Source organism: Lactococcus termiticola (assembly GCF_003116835.1).
GTDB classification, from domain to species: domain Bacteria; phylum Bacillota; class Bacilli; order Lactobacillales; family Streptococcaceae; genus Lactococcus; species Lactococcus termiticola.
Genome location: NZ_BFFO01000001.1, coordinates 27,913 through 42,972 on the forward strand (window position 1 = coordinate 27,913; position 15,060 = coordinate 42,972).

Sequence of the window (15,060 nt, forward strand, 5' to 3'; positions counted from 1 at the left end):
ATCCTTCAAATGTTCGGAAATAGTTGATGTTTCTTGTGAAATCGCTTCCTTCGTTTCCTTATTTTATAAAAATAATGTGCTATAATATTAGTCATGAAAGATGGAAAGAAATTGATTGCAATCGACCTAGACGGGACGACCCTGCAGTCAGACGGCTCAATCAGTCGCTATACCAAATATATCTTTGAGCAGGTGGAGGCCCAGGGCCATACCATCTGCATCACGACCGGCCGGCCCTACCGGATGTCCATCGACATCTACCATGAGCTGGGCCTGACCAGCCCCATGATTAACTTCAATGGTGGCCTGACCTCACTGCCTGCCAATGCCGACTGGGAGTTTGCCAAGAAGCACCACATCGACCGGGGCTTTGTCTTTGACCTCCTCCGCCACCAGCAAAACTTTGACTTAGAGTTCTTTGCGGTCGAATACCGGCGGAAGTTCTTCCTAAATACCTTCAAGGACGTCGACCCTCAGATTTTTGGTGTCGATGAGTTTAAGGCCTACAACCGCCTGAGGGCTGACCGGATTGTCGATGACCCCCACGCCCTTCTCCTGTCTACCCGCCTCAAGGACAAGTTCCGCCTGGCCAGCGAGATCCAGGAACACTATAACAACAAGATTACCGTCTCTGCCTGGGGTGGCCCCAACGGCATTCTCGAAATCGTGCCAAAGGGTGTCTCTAAGGGCTCTGCCCTCAAACGCCTCCTTAAAAAGCTCGAGGTCCCCGCTGAAAATCTCATCGCCTTTGGTGACGAATTTAACGACGTCGAAATGTTCCAACTGGCCAAGTCATCTGGCGGTCATGCCTATGCCATGAAAAACGCCTCTGAGCGACTCATTCCTCACGCGACAGAAATCCTTCCTAAGACCAATGATGAGGATGGAGTCGCCCATCAGCTTGAAAAACTCTTCTTGAATTAAAATAAGAAATAGCAAGGTCACTTGACCCTGCTTTTCTTATTATGGCTTAGGGTAGAGCTTTGGATCCTGTTGCGAGATGAGAAAAAGTGTCCACTGGACACTGGCGTTGAATAACCCTTTGATTGTGCTGCTTGTTTTAGCTATGGGCTCGAAGACTTTGCTTTGGTTTAGCTTGTGCTGCTTTAGAAAGACTTTACTAACAGCATTCTGTGAGAGAAGAAAAAGTGTCCACTGGACACTTTTTTAATTAGCCGCATACCAGGCAATGCCTTCATAGGTCCAGCCTTGATGCTTAACCAATTGATCGCGTTCATAACTGCTGAGGGTCTCAAAGTGAGCCCCTACACCTGCTTTAGCATTAAAGAGCCGATAAACTGGACGACCTGATTTGTCCATTGAATGAAAAGCAATACCCTCACTCTTCCAGCCAAATTGGTGGGTTAACACAGAGACTTCATTGGTTGATTCTGTATAGAGGTGCTCTCCAGATTGAGGTTGATAAACCCGATAAACATTGTCACCAGAGGCTGGTGCATTCCAGGCAAGACCTTCCTTGATCCAGTTTGCGTCCAGCTTTGGTGCCTGCTGGTATTCATAAGCGCTAGCTGTGAAAAGATGGGCCAGACTTACCTTGTTATAGAGGCGATAGACCGGAATGGTCGCAACAGCTTTCCATTTAGCGTAAAGCGTCTTGTCCGCATTGACCGGACTTGAGAAGTCATAAGCCTTGGTCAGGCCACTATCGCTATACCAACCCACAAAGCGATAACCCGCCCTGGAAGGATTCACTGGTTTTGAAATCTTAGCCCCAGGCAGCACATTTTTTGCGCTCACACTTGAGCCTCCATTACTGTTAAAGCTGACCTTATAGCCCTTAGCCAGCCTAGTATGGGCATCGATATAGAGGTTTTGGCCATCCGCTACTGTTGAAGAATATAAGGGAATGACTTGGCCATTATAAATCATGCTTGAAGCCTTGCTGGTCAATACAGGCCGTGTTGCCGATGAGGCTGTGGCCAGATTTTGAACGGGAAGTGTGAAATCCTTAAAGCTTGTCATATTGCTAACCTGGAGGGCCACACTAAAGCTTGTATTATTAGGGATACTGACATCAGAAAAGGGGATGGTCTGATAACCCGCATCTGTGAAACTATAACTTCCCAGTGTCCTAAAATCTGACAGCTTCGTATTGCTGGTCACCCCACCTAGCTTATAGAGCACATTGACCTTGACACCTGCTTCTTCAACATCAGCCGAGATAGAGTCCAAAATTTCTGAGCCGCTGGCTGAGCTCGTGCCTGTTTTGTAGCTATTGATAAAGAGGTTGTTATTCGTCGTCGCTAACGATGCATTGCTTCCAAAATCCAAATAGTAGCTGCTCGCTTCTGCTGAGGTATTGGTTGCCGTATAGTTTTTAGTCGCCACTGTCTTTGTGACCGTGTCTGCAATCACCTCAGAACTTTGCAAGAAAAGATCCGCATAAGAAAGGTAGAAATAGCCTGAGTTTCCCCAACCGCTTCCCCAGGAATTCTTGACCAAAAAGGCCCCATTCATCCCTGGATTTTGCTTGAAATTACTGGCTGCATAGCTGTCATTCCATCCTACGATTTCTACTTCATGGTCTGTCAAGACATATTGCTGTCCGTTGGAACTATAGGTCAATGGAGTAGGATTAGCTTTGCTGTATGTCGTTGAACCCACTGCACTATATGGTGTATATGAGGTCAAATCCCCATTAGCCGCCTTCTGTTCGGACAAGCCACCATAGTTAAAGTCCGACTTCCCATCAAAGCTATATTCTGCCGAAATACCAATCTGGGCCGTCCCATATTGATAGACCAGCTGCTTAATTTGGGCAAGGCGAGCAGCCAAAGCAGTGCCTGTAGGTAGACTGCTGACACTGTTCCCCACAAGTTTGTAACTGTTGCTTACATGAAGGCCTGAGGCTTTGAGTGCATTAAAAGTCGCCTTTTTAATGGGGACGTCATTAGCCTGCCACATATTCTGTGTGAGGCTAGCTGAGGTCAGTCTTGGGTCATAGCCCAAGACGCTCATGCTCGGCACATAGTCAAGCGTATTCCCATCTCCAAGCTTTCTAAAATCGCCCGCTGAATACATGATGGCTAAAGGATTCGACGCATCACTAAACGCATTATCAGCCGCCAGATAATCATAGTAGGCAGGGAGAAGATTGGTCACATTTAAGTCCAATGTTTTCTTCGCCCCAATTTGTATGCTATCAATCCCCGCGTAATCCCAACAAATGCCCAAATCATTTTGATTTAAGACCGGTGTGCTAGGAGATTTATAGCTGGCTGGAAGGGTGGAAGCCGTCAAAATAGCAGATGAATGTTGCTGCTCTGTGATCCCTGATGCCCCTAGGCTGCTGTCAGCTGCCTGACTTTGACTTTGAAGCTTGTTTGAGGAGGCATCCTCATTTGGAAAGTTGCTAGGAATTAAATCCCCCGACAAATTGCCCTGGCTGGTGACCCTAGCTGGGCGAATAAGCTTTGGTGCAACTTTGACATCCGCAGTCAGCGCAAAGCTTTTTGTCTGGCCAAGGCTTGCACCAAGGACGAGAGCCGCTGTTAAAAATAAATATGATTTTTTCTGCATGAATTAATTTTCCTCTTGTCCTCTATTATTAAAATCAAGTATAATTTAATTTAACTAGTAAGTCAAGTTTTTCTGAAAGGGCTTTCTCTGTTACGAAATCGCTTATTCTACGCCCGCTTCAAAAGCCGTCTTTATCACCCTCAAGACCGCCTGTCAAAGACCTTTGACAGGCCTTTCCCTTTAACTTCCTGGCTCATCGGAGTAAAATTAAAATGTAAACGGTCAACAGTTAAAAAGATTACAAGGAGAATAAAAATGAAAGTATCCATATTTTCAACTTGTGTCATGGACATGCTCTTTCCAAAAGTCGGCATTGCTGTGGTAGAAGTTTTAGAACGTTTAGGCATTGAAACAGATTTCCCAGAAGACCAGGTCTGCTGCGGACAGCCTACATATAATTCAGGTCTTGTAAAAGAATCTATGGCAACCATCAAGCACCAGATTGATGCTTTTGAAAAATCTGACTATGTCGTTGGGCTTGCAGGTTCTTGTAGCGGGATGTTCGTCGAATATCCTCATATGTTTGAAGAAAGCGACCCTTACCACCAAAAAGCACTGGATTTGGTTGAGAAATCTTACGAATTCACACAATTTATTTATCACGTGCTTGGCTTAAAAGATGTCGGTGCTACATTTGACGGTGAAAAAGCGACTTATCACCGTTCTTGCCATATGACACGTATTTTGGGTGAACGTGAAGCACCATTTATCCTTTTGGACAATGTTAAAGGTTTGGAAATGGTCCCACTGGGTCACCTCGAAAACTGCTGTGGTTTCGGTGGAACCTTCTCTGTGAAATCACCAGAAATTTCTGAAATGATGGTCACTGAAAAAATGAATGACATCGTGGCTACTGATGCAGAAATCCTCATTTCTGCAGACCTCGGTTGCTTGATGAACATCGCAGGGAAATTCAACCGTGAAGGTAAGAGCATCAAAGTCATGCACATCGCTGAAGTCCTCAACCATAATGTTGACCTTGAACGCATGGAAATGACGACCAATCCAGTATTTGCAAAGGCAGGTAACTAAATATGGGATTATCAACAAGTACAAAAACATTTGCAGAACGTGTCGAAGATTCTAAAAAAGACGAATTTGCACGAAAAGCCGTTGCCAAAGCTCAAGATGCACAATGGGACAAACGTGAAACTGCCCGTGAAGAACTCGGCAACTGGCAAGAATGGCGTGATATCGCTGAATCAATCCGTCAACATACGCTGACCCACCTGCCTCACTATCTCGAAGAATTCTCTGATAATGTTGCAAAACGTGGGGGACACGTCTTCTTTGCTCAAACCGCTGAAGAAGCAAAAAACTATGTCCGTGATGTCATTGTCGAAAAGAATGCTAAAAATGTCGTAAAATCTAAGTCAATGGTCACCACCGAAGTGGACATCGACCCAATGCTGGTAGAACTCGGTGACATCGACGTCCTCGAAACTGACTTGGCAGAATTTATCCTCCAAGTTGCCGACTGGGACGAACCAAGTCACATCGTCTTCCCAGCCCTTCACAAAAATCGCGACCAAATCCGTGACATCTTCGCTGCTAAGCTCGGTTACGACGGAGACAACGACCCTAAAAACCTGGCACGTTGCGCCCGCGATACCATGCGTAAGCTCTTCCTCAAATCAGAAGTCGGCATCACAGGTTGTAACTTCGCCATCGCTGATACTGGTCAAATCAATCTTTCTACCAATGAAGGAAATGCGGATTTGACCATCTCTATCCCTAAAACACAAATCGTACTCATGGGGATGGAGCGTATCGTACCTTCTATCAAAGAAGCGGAAATTCTTGATAATATGCTTGCTAGAAGTGCCGTTGGTCAAAAACTCACCACCTACGTGACTTTTGCTGGTCAAAAAGCCGAAGACGAATCCGATGGCCCTGAAGACTTCCACGTGGTCATCGTCGATAACGGCCGTTCTAACGCCATCGGTACGGCCTTTGAGTCTGTCCTTCAATGTATCCGTTGTGGTGCCTGCCTGAACGTCTGCCCTGTTTATCGCCAAATCGGTGGCCATGCTTACGGTTCTATCTATCCTGGCCCTATCGGTTCTGTCCTCTCCCCAGTCCTTGGTGGTTACGAAGACTACGGTGACCTGCCTTACGCTTCTACCCTCTGTGGGGCTTGTACAGATACCTGTCCGGTCAAAATTCCATTGCACGAGCTCTTAATCGAACACCGTAAGGTCATGGAAGATGATCTCAAAATGCACCATGACGGCGCCTTTGTGAATTTTGAAATGCAAACCGTCGGTCAAGGGACTGGCCATAAATGGATGTTCAATGCTGCCCTTAACCTTGGACACACAGGGATGGCCATGCTCCCTAAAAACAAAGAAGTGACCGTCGAAGGTAGCCTCTTTGAAAATGGGGCCATCAAGAAGGCCCCAGCCCTTGCCAAGGGCTGGACCGACGTCCGTGACTTACCAGTCGCACCAAAACACAAAGACCAATTCCGTCAATGGTATAAAAAACACCAAGCAGAGAAAGGAGAGAAATAATGGCTGGAACAATTCAAAATCGTGATGCTTTCTTAAAAGTGCTGAAAGATAAACGAGGCAACCAAGAAATGCCTTTTGAGCCTTATAAGCCTATCTCTGACCTCCCTGAGACTCACTTGGCAGATAAGACCAAGGAAGAACTCATCGCCATCGCCCGCGAACAAGCCGACTTTGTTTCAGCCAATATGGTTGAAACCACTTCAAGCGAGCTCAATCAAGTCATCGCAGACTTGATCAAATCTTCTGGCGAAGGACAAGTCATGATTCCTTCCACGCCAGAGTTTGATGAATTTGGCGTGAAACTGCCTGAAGATGCCAAAGTCGTCCAATGGCAAGTCGGCGCTGACCACCGCGAAGAGAACATCATGAACGCCCAAAACTCAAACGTTGCGGTCGCATTCGCTAAGTTCTTCCTCGCAGAATCAGCCACAGTCGTTGTCGAATCAAACGCTGGACAAGGTCGTTCACTCCACTTCCTACCAACGCACTATATCTCAATTATTCCATTGAGTCGCGTATTGCCACGTTCAACACAAGCAGCAGCCTACTTTGCGGAACATCAAAAGGAAGGCTCAACCCTCCACTTTATCTCAGGTCCCTCAAACTCAGGTGACATCGAGATGGAACTGGTCGTCGGCCTTCATGGTCCGCTTGAAATCAACTATGTGCTCGTGAACGACCTTTAATCCTTGTAAAATTTATCAGGTAGCTGTTAAACACAGCGCTCTATAGCCCTTAAAGGCGAAGCTAAAGCTTCGCCTTTTCTTATCGCTTAGCTATTTTCAAAATCATTCATTTTTTGTGACAGTCTTTGAAGCTGTCTTTTTTGATACATATCTTGAGCCTTTTCCGACATTTTTTAGTAAAATAAAACTTTGAAGAGAAACAAAATGAAAATAACTAAAAAATTAAACCGAACCCTCTTAATCTTGATAAGCCTTGCCATCCTTATGGCCAGCTTTCTTTTTATCTTCCGCCTCAATCAGCTTTCAGGCTATGTGGCTGACGACTACCTCTACCATTTCGTCTACAGGGGTGAATGGCCGACCGCCCAGACCCATGCTTATCACAATCCCTGGGACTTCATTCAAGGCATTGCAACCCATATGAGCATCTGGAATGCTCGCTTTATCTCGATTGTCTTTGAAATCTCTGCTATGCAGTTCTCTAAGATGACTTTTGATGTCGGCTCAAGCCTCATTTATGTCGGCCTCGGCCTATTGATGAACGTCTTTATCTCTGGGAGAAAAGTGCTATACCGTCCTCATCATCTGGCCCTGATCTTTCTTTTACTCTGGTTCTTCATCCCAGGCTTTGGGACAACGATCCTCTGGGTATCTGGAGCCGCAAATTACCTTTGGCCCAGCTTGATTTCTCTGGCCTTTATACTGCCCTATTACTTTAACTACCAGCCAAAGTACCCTAGGCTCTTCACCGTTGTCATTCTGATTTTAGCAATCTGTTCTGCCATGTCCAACGAAGTCGCTGGAGCTATCAGTAGCCTTGCTGTTCTCCTCTTTATGTTGACCAATAAGCCAGCTGAACTTTTTGGTTGGCGGCTGACTGGCTTTGTTGCCTCTAGTGCTGCCTTCTTGACCATGATTCATCTGTCGGGAAATTCTGCTGAAACTGCAAATTATGGCGACAAACTCAGTATTTTTCAAAAGCTCCTTTCACTCTCAAACGGTATTAGCCAGTATTCTGGCTGGCTCCTTTTCATCGCCACCGTCATGCTACTGACCTTTACCTTTGTGGCCAAGCTTAAACATCAAACTGAAGCCAACTTTTTCTTCTATTTTCTTGGCGATCCAGACGTCAAGCTTTCAGCCATCCTCCTCTTTTCAGGCCTTGCAGGTTGTATCGCCATGCTAGCCTCCCCCATCCTACCAGCCAGACTTTGGTTTCTACCAAATATCTTCTTTATCATTGCCCTGGTCAAGCTCCTTGACCGCCTCGAAGCTCACTTCCCTTGGAGCCTTGCCCTGCCTATCGTAGCCAGTCTTTCCCTTGGTATTATCGGTCTGGGAAGTTATGAATATGCCAGCCAAGACCTCAAGATCTCTGATAATATTTTTTATACCAATCAGATTATCGCTGAAAAAGCACATCGTGCGGGCAAGTCATCCGCCAGTCTTTTAGGAATGCCTGCAACAGCAAGCTCCTACAATCCCTATAATGGGGAAGCTTACATCTCGGCAGGCGATAGCCATAAAATTTGGACCAACACCTGGATCGCTCGTTTTTACGGACTTGATCGGGTCGACCTCTATAATGACCAAGCCATCATGCAGGATCCGAGTCAAGCCCCTAGCCTGGTCTCTTGGTCTATTCAGCAGTACGATCACTATTTGAAAGCTTGGATTCCTATCAATTTTGCCTTTTTCAAACCCAATCAGGCAATTAAGGTCAGCATCAAAAACCAACATCCAAAGATATCAAACAGTAATATCCCAGCAAGCAAGCCCTGGCTGAGAAATGCCCTCATCCGCTACATCGATATCGATACTGGCTTGCTCGTTGGTACTGAGCGGATTACCTCACCCCTAAATGATGACTATAACATCAGCAATGCCGGAATCCCTGGTTATCAGACCCTAGATAGCAATCCTAAAAATTATCATTTCACTGATAAAAATGACCAGGAAATCAACCTCTACGTCCAGCCTGAAAAGCAAAAGCTGACCGTCTATCTTAATGCTTCAAAAGAAGATACCGTTGCTTCTTTTGAAGTCACTGCAAAGACTGGCCAGCTCATCAGTATCAAGGCTCCAAAAAACTATAGCTTCAATGGTAAAACAGAAACTGAACTGGTCATGCCAGCAAAGATTGATGGCGTTAAAATCATCAACATCAAAGAAAAACTCAATCTTTACTTCATTGCCATCAGCATCATCTTCCTTCTAGCCTTTTTCCTCCTCTACCGACGCTTCAAAAACAATGAAGCTGAGGGATAAGCTCCTATTTCATTTCTCTATCTCTAAGCATTTCGTTATAATTAGATTATAACAACATGAGAAAGAAAAATGAAAGGAGCTTTTTATTATGATGAATTTCCTCAGGCAGAGTCGGACTGCCTCTCTTATTTTAACCCTGATCAGGGTCTTCTTGGGCGTCCAGTGGCTAGAGGCAGGACTGGGCAAACTCTTAGCTGAAGAGGGCTTCTCAGCTAGCGGTATCATCTCTGGAGCCCTCAACGGCAACGCTAATCCCGCCTATCCCTGGTTTACTAGCTTCCTTTCCTTCACGACCAATGCGGGCGAGAACACCTTCCTCTTTGACAGCCTGATCCCCTGGGGACAAGTCCTGGTTGGCCTCGCCCTCATCTTTGGAGCCTTCACACTGCTCGCCGGCTGGGCCGGCCTCTTGATGAACAGTTCCTTTCTTCTGGCTGGCATCATCTCTGAGAATCCAACCTTTATCTACCTGCAAATCATTATCCTAATTGCCGGCTTCAATTCAGCAAGGGTCGGCCTAGACTACTGGATCACACCCATGCTCAGACGGAAATTCCCCTTCCTCCACAACGACATCAGCACGATTCGCTCATAAAAGTAAAAAAATCGCTTCATGATTATGAAGCGATTTTTTTAGTTTCTATTGCCACCAGCAATTCCAAAGATGCGAAGGAGCATCAAGAAGAGGTTGAGGAAGTCCAGATAAAGCGAGAAGGCCATAGAAATTGCCCAACCATCAGTTCCTCCAGTTTGATTGTAAACCTGCTCAATCTTTTGATTGTCATAGGCAATCAAACCAGAGAAGATGATGACACCAATCACTGAAGCAAAAAGCATCAGGGGCGTGCTCTGGATAAAGAAATTGGCAAGGCCAATCACAATCAAACCAATCACACCTGCCACAAGGGCTTTATGCATGCCTGAAAGGTTACGCTTGGTTGTCCGACCATAAATTGATAGGGCAATAAACATGACAGTTGCTGTCCCGAATGCCAGTGTGATTGTCGTTGCCGTGTAAAGCAGGAGGGTAAAGGCAATCAAGAAGCCCATGAAGGCTGAATAAAAGATAAAGAGAGGCAAGGCCATCTTAGAGTTTTTCATTGCTGCCACTTGCATTGGAACCACAGCAAAAAGTGGAATCAACCAGAGCAAGAGGAAAATGAAACGATTGGCCTGCATAAGAGCAATCATGTTAGGTAAGAAAAAATTGATTGAGATGAAGCTGACAAGTGCTGAAACGAGCACTCCTACTCCCATCAAGCCATAGACCTTACTAAAGAAAGCATTTAGTCCTTCACGCTTTTGGTCAAAGATAACATTATTATTATTTTCCATGGAACCTCCATTTTTTTGAATTCTATAAACCTATTTTAACAGATTATCCTCAAATCTCCTAGGGCTTTTGGCTGATTTTCAGGGGATTTGAGAGGATTTAAGAAATTAAAAAGACGCTAAAATTAGAGCCTTCTTTTGTTCGTTTAATTTAAGATACTGGCCAGACGCTGTCTCAGGCGTTTGCGATTGGCCCACTTGAAACGTGCGGTTTGAGCCCCTTCTTTCATGGCAACATAGTCGTCCACAAAGGTTAAGAGCCAGCTTTCCTTATAGCGAGGCGGGTTAAGCGTTGCCCCCCACATGTGCTTGATAATCATGTCTTTTTCAAGCTCTGAAAGGCTTGTGAGCTTGCTGGCATTGCGGTAGGCAATCCGGGGATGGATATAGGCATGGCTCTTTTCAAACTTGGTGTCCCGCCAGTCATAATAGAACATGTCGTGGAAGAGGCCGGCACGGGCGGCTGCCTTCTGATTCCAGCCCAGTCGCTTGGCCAACTTGTAGCTGATATAGCTGACCCAGAGGCTGTGCACCATCCGGGTGGAGGTATAATGATGCGGGATGGCATCTAACTTTTTGACCTCTGGCATCTCCATGAAGTGGCCCACATAGGACATAAACTCTGCATCGTTCAACCAAGGCTGATTTTCTAATCTCATAAGCTCGATTATAACACTAAATTTCACGAAGTCAATACGATATACAAGCTTAAAATTTTTCAATATTTAGTGGTTTACAAAGCTCAAGTTTTCCTGTATAATTGTAAGGTACTAAAAAATTTGGAGGAAAAAATGGCTAATATTAAATCTGCAATCAAACGTGCCGAATTGAATACTAAAGCAAACGAACGCAACTCAGCTCAAAAAGCTGCGATGCGTACTGCTATCAAGAAATTTGATGCTGCACCTAGCGAAGAGCTTTACCGTGAAGCTAGCTCAGCAATCGACCGTGCCGCTTCAAAAGGCTTGATCAAAGCTAACAAAGCATCACGCGATAAGTCTCGTCTTGCTGCTAAACTTGCTTAAAAAAATGCTCAGTGAGCATTTTTTATTTTCTCGCAGAACCCTCATCCTGCTACAATGATTTAAGCTCTGAGCTCTGAACATCCTTTAATAAACTATGAAAACAACCAAATTCCTATTTATTTTCTCCACCTACTTAACATTTATACTCGGTAGCCTAACCATCTACTTCTCATCTCAGACGGTCGCCCTACATAAGACCTTAGTTCTTCCCATCATAATTGGACAAGTTTTATTCTCGCGGGTTGGGCTATCGTCGTATTCACACTAGGCGGAGCCTTAATCATCTTCCCGTTTTTCATTGCTGTCACAATTTTTGCCTTACTTTATTGCTATTGTAGCATTCTGGCGACTTCAATCCCCATTATCGTAGAGATGTGGAAATCAGAAAATAAATTTATCAGTTATTCAAAATTTCCTCTTTTCTTTCTTGATATTGTTGTAGTTTTTCTACTTTTCTTTGGAAAAGTTCAGCTACTCATAGCAGAACTTTTATCCAACCATCAGTCATCTTATTTTGAGACTTTTATTTTTCTAGGACTGTTTGTCCTATTGGCTTTAGCAAACTTCTTCATTATAAAAAAACAAGCTTCTACTTTAAGAATCTTGTACACTTTGAGCTTATTACTTTTTGTAACAGATATTTTCACAGCACCCTTTGTAGTCAAAGCTATCCAAAAACAAACTAAAATTTCAGAAAAGAACCCTACTTAAATATCGCCAAATCCACCTCTGTAATCCCAATCATCGGATCAAAATCGCCAGAATCAATCATCTGAGGGCTGAGTATCGGCTCTCTTTCTTCTTGGACTTCTTCCATTTCTAGAGATAAATCAGTCGATACTGCAGGCTCCACAGAAATTTCCATCTCTGGAAAACGCTCCAAGAGATAAGTCTTTCGATTGGCTCCTTCTTTCTGGACAGCCTGTCTGAAGGCAGTTTCTTCTCCGATGAGAATCAGCGACTGCTTGGCCCGGGTAATCCCTGTGTAGAGCAGGTTTCGCTCAAGCATTCTCGAATAGCTCGACACCATGGGGATGATCACGCTTGAAAACTCCGAGCCCTGAGCCTTGTGGATGCTCATAGCATAGGCCAGCGTGATCTTATACCACTCAGCCCGTGGATAGACGACCTCTTCGCCGTCAAAATCCATGACAATCTCATCCTGTTTGGACTCGCTGTGCTTGGCTGGAATCAGCTCTTTAATCTGGCCTAAATCTCCATTAAAGACATTAGAGACCGCATCATTGACCAGGTGGAGGACCTTATCCCCCAGCCGGTAGTTCTTATCGCGATAGACAAACTCGAGGGCGTCATCATCCTTAGGATTAAAGAGCTCTTGGAGGAGCTTATTGAGGGCGTCAATCCCAGCATTGCCCTTATACATCGGGGCGAGGAGCTGGAGCTCAAAAGGATCATTGCCCCGGCGAATCCAGGCAGAGGCAATCTGCTCAACCAGCTTGGCAACCTGAGGGCCACGGGCCTCAAAGTAAGAGCGATCTGGCTTTCGCTTCTTAAAGTCAGCTGGAAGCTGGCCCTCCTTAATACTGTGGGCCAAATCAACAATCGTCGAATCATCCCCCTGTCTGAAAATCTTATCCAGCCTGACAGCAGGAATTTTTGGGATTTTTAATAAATCCGCAAAGACCTGACCAGGCCCGACAGAAGGGAGCTGGTCGCTATCACCGACCAGGAGGACCTTCATCGAGGGAGCAATGGCCTGAAAGAGCTTGTTGGCCAGCCAGGTATCGACCATAGAAAACTCATCAACAATCAAAAGGGAGCCGGACAGGTCATTGCTGAAGTCATCGCCTGGCTCATCCTCCTGGGTCAGGCCCAGATGGCGATGGAGGGTCGCCGCTGACAGGCCGGTCATCTCATTCATCCGCCGACTGGCCCGGCCAGTAGGAGCCGCCAGCAATATCGGAAAGAGGTCGTCCGTATAATGGCTCTCGTCTAGGTCAACCTTATAAAGCTTGGCATAGACCTCGATAAAGCCCCGAATAATCGTTGTCTTCCCGGTCCCAGGCCCACCTGTCAAAATCGAAAACTGCGACTGAATCGCCTGGACAATGGCGGCCTTCTGCTGGTCGGCATAGCTCATGTCAAAGTCAGCCTCGACTTCTTCGATGGCTTCCAAAATCTCGGCCTCGCTAAAGTCGTCGCCCTTGCGGTCGAGCATCTTCATCAGTGAGTTGGCAATGCCGGATTCAGCAAAATAAAGGCTGTTTTCAAAAATTTTTCGGCCTTCCTGCTGGACAAGGCCATCATCAATCAAGCCCTTGAGCTCTGTCGCCAGGGCATCTGGAGCGACCTGGCTTTGCCGGGCTTCCAGTAAAAGCTGGATAGCCTTTTCAAGCAGTTCCTTGGCTTCGATATAGGTGTCGCCGGTCTCTGCACTCTGGCTTTCTACGACGTGCAGGAGGGCCGCCCGAAAGCGTTCTGGGCTATCGCTTGCAATGCCCAGTTCTTCTGCGATTTTATCGGCCGTCTTAAAGCCGATGCCCTTGATATCTTCGACCAATTGGTAGGGATTACTCCGGACCTTCTCCAGGCTCTCTTCCTTGTAGAGCTCATAGATTTCAAAGGTCAGCCTGCTAGAGATGCCAAATTCAGCCAGACTGCTAAAAATCTTTTCCATACCATGATTTTCCTTGAGGACCTTCATGAAGCTCTTAGCCTTGGCTGGCGTCATGATGGATTCTAGACTTTCCGGGTGATCAAGGAGCTGGTCGACCGTGTCGACAGGATAGAGCTCGACGATTTTTTGAGCCGTCTTTGCCCCAACACCTGAAAATTTATCGCTTGAAAAATACTTGATCAAGCCTCCTGCAGAGGTCGGCACGGCCTTTTCATAGCTTTCGACCGCCAGCTGCTCGCCGTATTTGGCATGGGTCGTGAGTCTGCCCTTAAAGCTGTAGCTCTCGCCCTCAGTGACCTCAGCAATCGTGCCGGTCACGACAATCTCGCTATCTCCATAATCCGTGTCTGTGTCCTCGATTTCAAGAAGGAGGACCTTATAGAAATTGCTCGGATTACTAAAAAAGATAGCCTCTATCCTGCCTGTAAAGGAAACCTGTTCTGGATTCATAGGCTCTCGTTCCATTTCTGGAGCTTAAATTGCTCGCCTTCTAGTCTTAAGATACTGACGGTGTTATTGGCCAGACCGCCTGCTGACCGGAGTTCTGCTAGGGGAAAACCTGCCAGGTGGCGGATACCTGCTGTCCCGCTGGCTCCGTGGCCGACGAGTAGGATGTTCTCTGCCTGGCTGTTCTTGAGCTCGTCAGCCAGGTCGTCAAAGCGATTCAAGACCGATTCTACTGACTCCGCCCCAAACTTTGAGCCGTCAAAATGAGGCAGGTACTCTCTTGAGGCCTGCATTTCTTCAGGGTATTTGGCGACAGAGTCGACGATTAGCTGGCCTTCGAGCTCTCCAAAATTCCATTCGGAGAGTCTAGCGTCAGCTTCTGGGTCTTGATTTGTCAGGAGCTTCGCTGTCGTCATGGCCCGCTTTTGAGGGCTGGACTTGACCAGGTCGAAGTGGACGTCTGAGAGGCTTTCGGCCAAATGTTTGATGGCCTCATAAGACTCCGGCAGGAGCTCAGAGTCGCCATGCTGGCCCTGGAGGCGTTTTTCTAAATTCCATTCCGTCTTTCCGTGGCGGACAAAGTAGATGTTCATGTGTTTCCTTTTATAATG

At 46.1% G+C, this 15,060-nt stretch carries 13 protein-coding genes; 8 read left to right on the forward strand and 5 right to left on the reverse strand.

The features are described from left to right. Nucleotides 1-93 precede the first annotated feature (93 nt). The gene (locus tag NtB2_RS00145; RefSeq protein WP_109244925.1) at nucleotides 94-924 is read left to right on the forward strand and encodes a Cof-type HAD-IIB family hydrolase; all 831 of its coding nucleotides are present in this window, start codon (nucleotides 94-96) and stop codon (nucleotides 922-924) included. 243 nt (nucleotides 925-1,167) lie between these two features. Here the strand turns inward: NtB2_RS00145 and NtB2_RS08680 are convergent, their stop codons facing one another. After that, entirely contained in the window at nucleotides 1,168-3,540 is a 2,373-nt protein-coding gene (locus tag NtB2_RS08680; RefSeq protein WP_109244926.1) for an InlB B-repeat-containing protein, read from the reverse strand. A 255-nt stretch (nucleotides 3,541-3,795) separates the two neighbouring features. On the opposite strand from NtB2_RS08680, the gene NtB2_RS00155 reads away from it, so the two are divergent. The 5 genes from NtB2_RS00155 (at nucleotide 3,796) to NtB2_RS00175 (ending at nucleotide 9,602) form a co-directional block, all read left to right on the forward strand. After that, complete coding sequence (locus NtB2_RS00155) at nucleotides 3,796-4,572, forward strand: (Fe-S)-binding protein (protein WP_109244927.1); 777 nt, start codon at nucleotides 3,796-3,798, stop codon at nucleotides 4,570-4,572. Nucleotides 4,573-4,574: 2 nt separating this feature from the next. Next, nucleotides 4,575-6,053 carry a LutB/LldF family L-lactate oxidation iron-sulfur protein gene (locus NtB2_RS00160; RefSeq protein ID WP_109244928.1) on the forward strand — a complete coding sequence of 493 codons (1,479 nt, stop codon included), beginning with the start codon at nucleotides 4,575-4,577 and terminating at the stop codon, nucleotides 6,051-6,053. Next, on the forward strand, nucleotides 6,053-6,739 hold the full coding sequence (locus NtB2_RS00165) for a LutC/YkgG family protein (protein ID WP_109244929.1): 687 nt from the start codon (nucleotides 6,053-6,055) through the stop codon (nucleotides 6,737-6,739). Before NtB2_RS00160 ends, NtB2_RS00165 begins: the two co-directional genes overlap by 1 nt. A 204-nt stretch (nucleotides 6,740-6,943) precedes the next feature. Next, a complete protein-coding gene (locus NtB2_RS00170; protein ID WP_109244930.1) occupies nucleotides 6,944-9,007 on the forward strand; it encodes a DUF6056 family protein in 2,064 nt (687 codons plus the stop codon). A gap of 88 nt (nucleotides 9,008-9,095) precedes the next feature. Beyond that, complete coding sequence (locus tag NtB2_RS00175; RefSeq protein WP_109244931.1) at nucleotides 9,096-9,602, forward strand: Crp/Fnr family transcriptional regulator; 507 nt, start codon at nucleotides 9,096-9,098, stop codon at nucleotides 9,600-9,602. 38 nt (nucleotides 9,603-9,640) lie between these two features. Here the strand turns inward: NtB2_RS00175 and NtB2_RS00180 are convergent, their stop codons facing one another. Both NtB2_RS00180 and NtB2_RS00185 read right to left on the reverse strand, forming a co-directional pair. Further along, nucleotides 9,641-10,342: a Bax inhibitor-1/YccA family protein gene (locus NtB2_RS00180; RefSeq protein WP_109244932.1), complete on the reverse strand. Its 702-nt coding sequence runs from the start codon at nucleotides 10,340-10,342 to the stop codon at nucleotides 9,641-9,643. 143 nt (nucleotides 10,343-10,485) lie between these two features. Continuing rightward, entirely contained in the window at nucleotides 10,486-10,998 is a 513-nt protein-coding gene (locus NtB2_RS00185) for an HD domain-containing protein (protein WP_109245148.1), read from the reverse strand. Nucleotides 10,999-11,130: 132 nt separating this feature from the next. Between NtB2_RS00185 and rpsT the strand changes: the two genes are divergently transcribed. Continuing rightward, on the forward strand, nucleotides 11,131-11,364 hold the full coding sequence (rpsT, locus tag NtB2_RS00190) for a 30S ribosomal protein S20 (protein ID WP_109244933.1): 234 nt from the start codon (nucleotides 11,131-11,133) through the stop codon (nucleotides 11,362-11,364). Nucleotides 11,365-11,736: 372 nt separating this feature from the next. Further along, nucleotides 11,737-12,075: a hypothetical protein gene (locus tag NtB2_RS00195; RefSeq protein ID WP_109244934.1), complete on the forward strand. Its 339-nt coding sequence runs from the start codon at nucleotides 11,737-11,739 to the stop codon at nucleotides 12,073-12,075. Here NtB2_RS00195 and recD2 read toward each other — a convergent pair. Both recD2 and NtB2_RS00205 read right to left on the reverse strand, forming a co-directional pair. Beyond that, nucleotides 12,068-14,452 (reverse strand): SF1B family DNA helicase RecD2, encoded by a 2,385-nt coding sequence (gene recD2 / locus NtB2_RS00200; protein WP_109244935.1) that lies wholly within the window; start codon nucleotides 14,450-14,452, stop codon nucleotides 12,068-12,070. The genes NtB2_RS00195 and recD2 overlap by 8 nt on opposite strands. Continuing rightward, nucleotides 14,449-15,042, reverse strand: a complete 594-nt coding sequence (locus NtB2_RS00205) for a histidine phosphatase family protein (RefSeq protein ID WP_109244936.1) — start codon at nucleotides 15,040-15,042, stop codon at nucleotides 14,449-14,451. The genes recD2 and NtB2_RS00205 overlap by 4 nt, the downstream gene beginning before the upstream one ends. Nucleotides 15,043-15,060: the final 18 nt, after the last annotated feature.

What these genes read in the sequence shown, in the direction of transcription:
- NtB2_RS00175 (WP_109244931.1), top strand. Translation starts at nt 9,096, where the DNA reads ATGATGAATTTCCTCAGGCAGAGTCGGACTGCCTCTCTTATTTTAACC.
- NtB2_RS00155 (WP_109244927.1), top strand. Translation starts at nt 3,796, where the DNA reads ATGAAAGTATCCATATTTTCAACTTGTGTCATGGACATGCTCTTTCCA.
- NtB2_RS00145 (WP_109244925.1), top strand. Translation starts at nt 94, where the DNA reads ATGAAAGATGGAAAGAAATTGATTGCAATCGACCTAGACGGGACGACC.
- NtB2_RS00180 (WP_109244932.1), bottom strand. Translation starts at nt 10,342, where the DNA reads ATGGAAAATAATAATAATGTTATCTTTGACCAAAAGCGTGAAGGACTA.
- NtB2_RS08680 (WP_109244926.1), bottom strand. Translation starts at nt 3,540, where the DNA reads ATGCAGAAAAAATCATATTTATTTTTAACAGCGGCTCTCGTCCTTGGT.
- NtB2_RS00205 (WP_109244936.1), bottom strand. Translation starts at nt 15,042, where the DNA reads ATGAACATCTACTTTGTCCGCCACGGAAAGACGGAATGGAATTTAGAA.
- NtB2_RS00195 (WP_109244934.1), top strand. Translation starts at nt 11,737, where the DNA reads ATGTGGAAATCAGAAAATAAATTTATCAGTTATTCAAAATTTCCTCTT.
- NtB2_RS00165 (WP_109244929.1), top strand. Translation starts at nt 6,053, where the DNA reads ATGGCTGGAACAATTCAAAATCGTGATGCTTTCTTAAAAGTGCTGAAA.
- NtB2_RS00170 (WP_109244930.1), top strand. Translation starts at nt 6,944, where the DNA reads ATGAAAATAACTAAAAAATTAAACCGAACCCTCTTAATCTTGATAAGC.
- rpsT (WP_109244933.1), top strand. Translation starts at nt 11,131, where the DNA reads ATGGCTAATATTAAATCTGCAATCAAACGTGCCGAATTGAATACTAAA.
- recD2 (WP_109244935.1), bottom strand. Translation starts at nt 14,452, where the DNA reads ATGAATCCAGAACAGGTTTCCTTTACAGGCAGGATAGAGGCTATCTTT.
- NtB2_RS00185 (WP_109245148.1), bottom strand. Translation starts at nt 10,998, where the DNA reads ATGAGATTAGAAAATCAGCCTTGGTTGAACGATGCAGAGTTTATGTCC.
- NtB2_RS00160 (WP_109244928.1), top strand. Translation starts at nt 4,575, where the DNA reads ATGGGATTATCAACAAGTACAAAAACATTTGCAGAACGTGTCGAAGAT.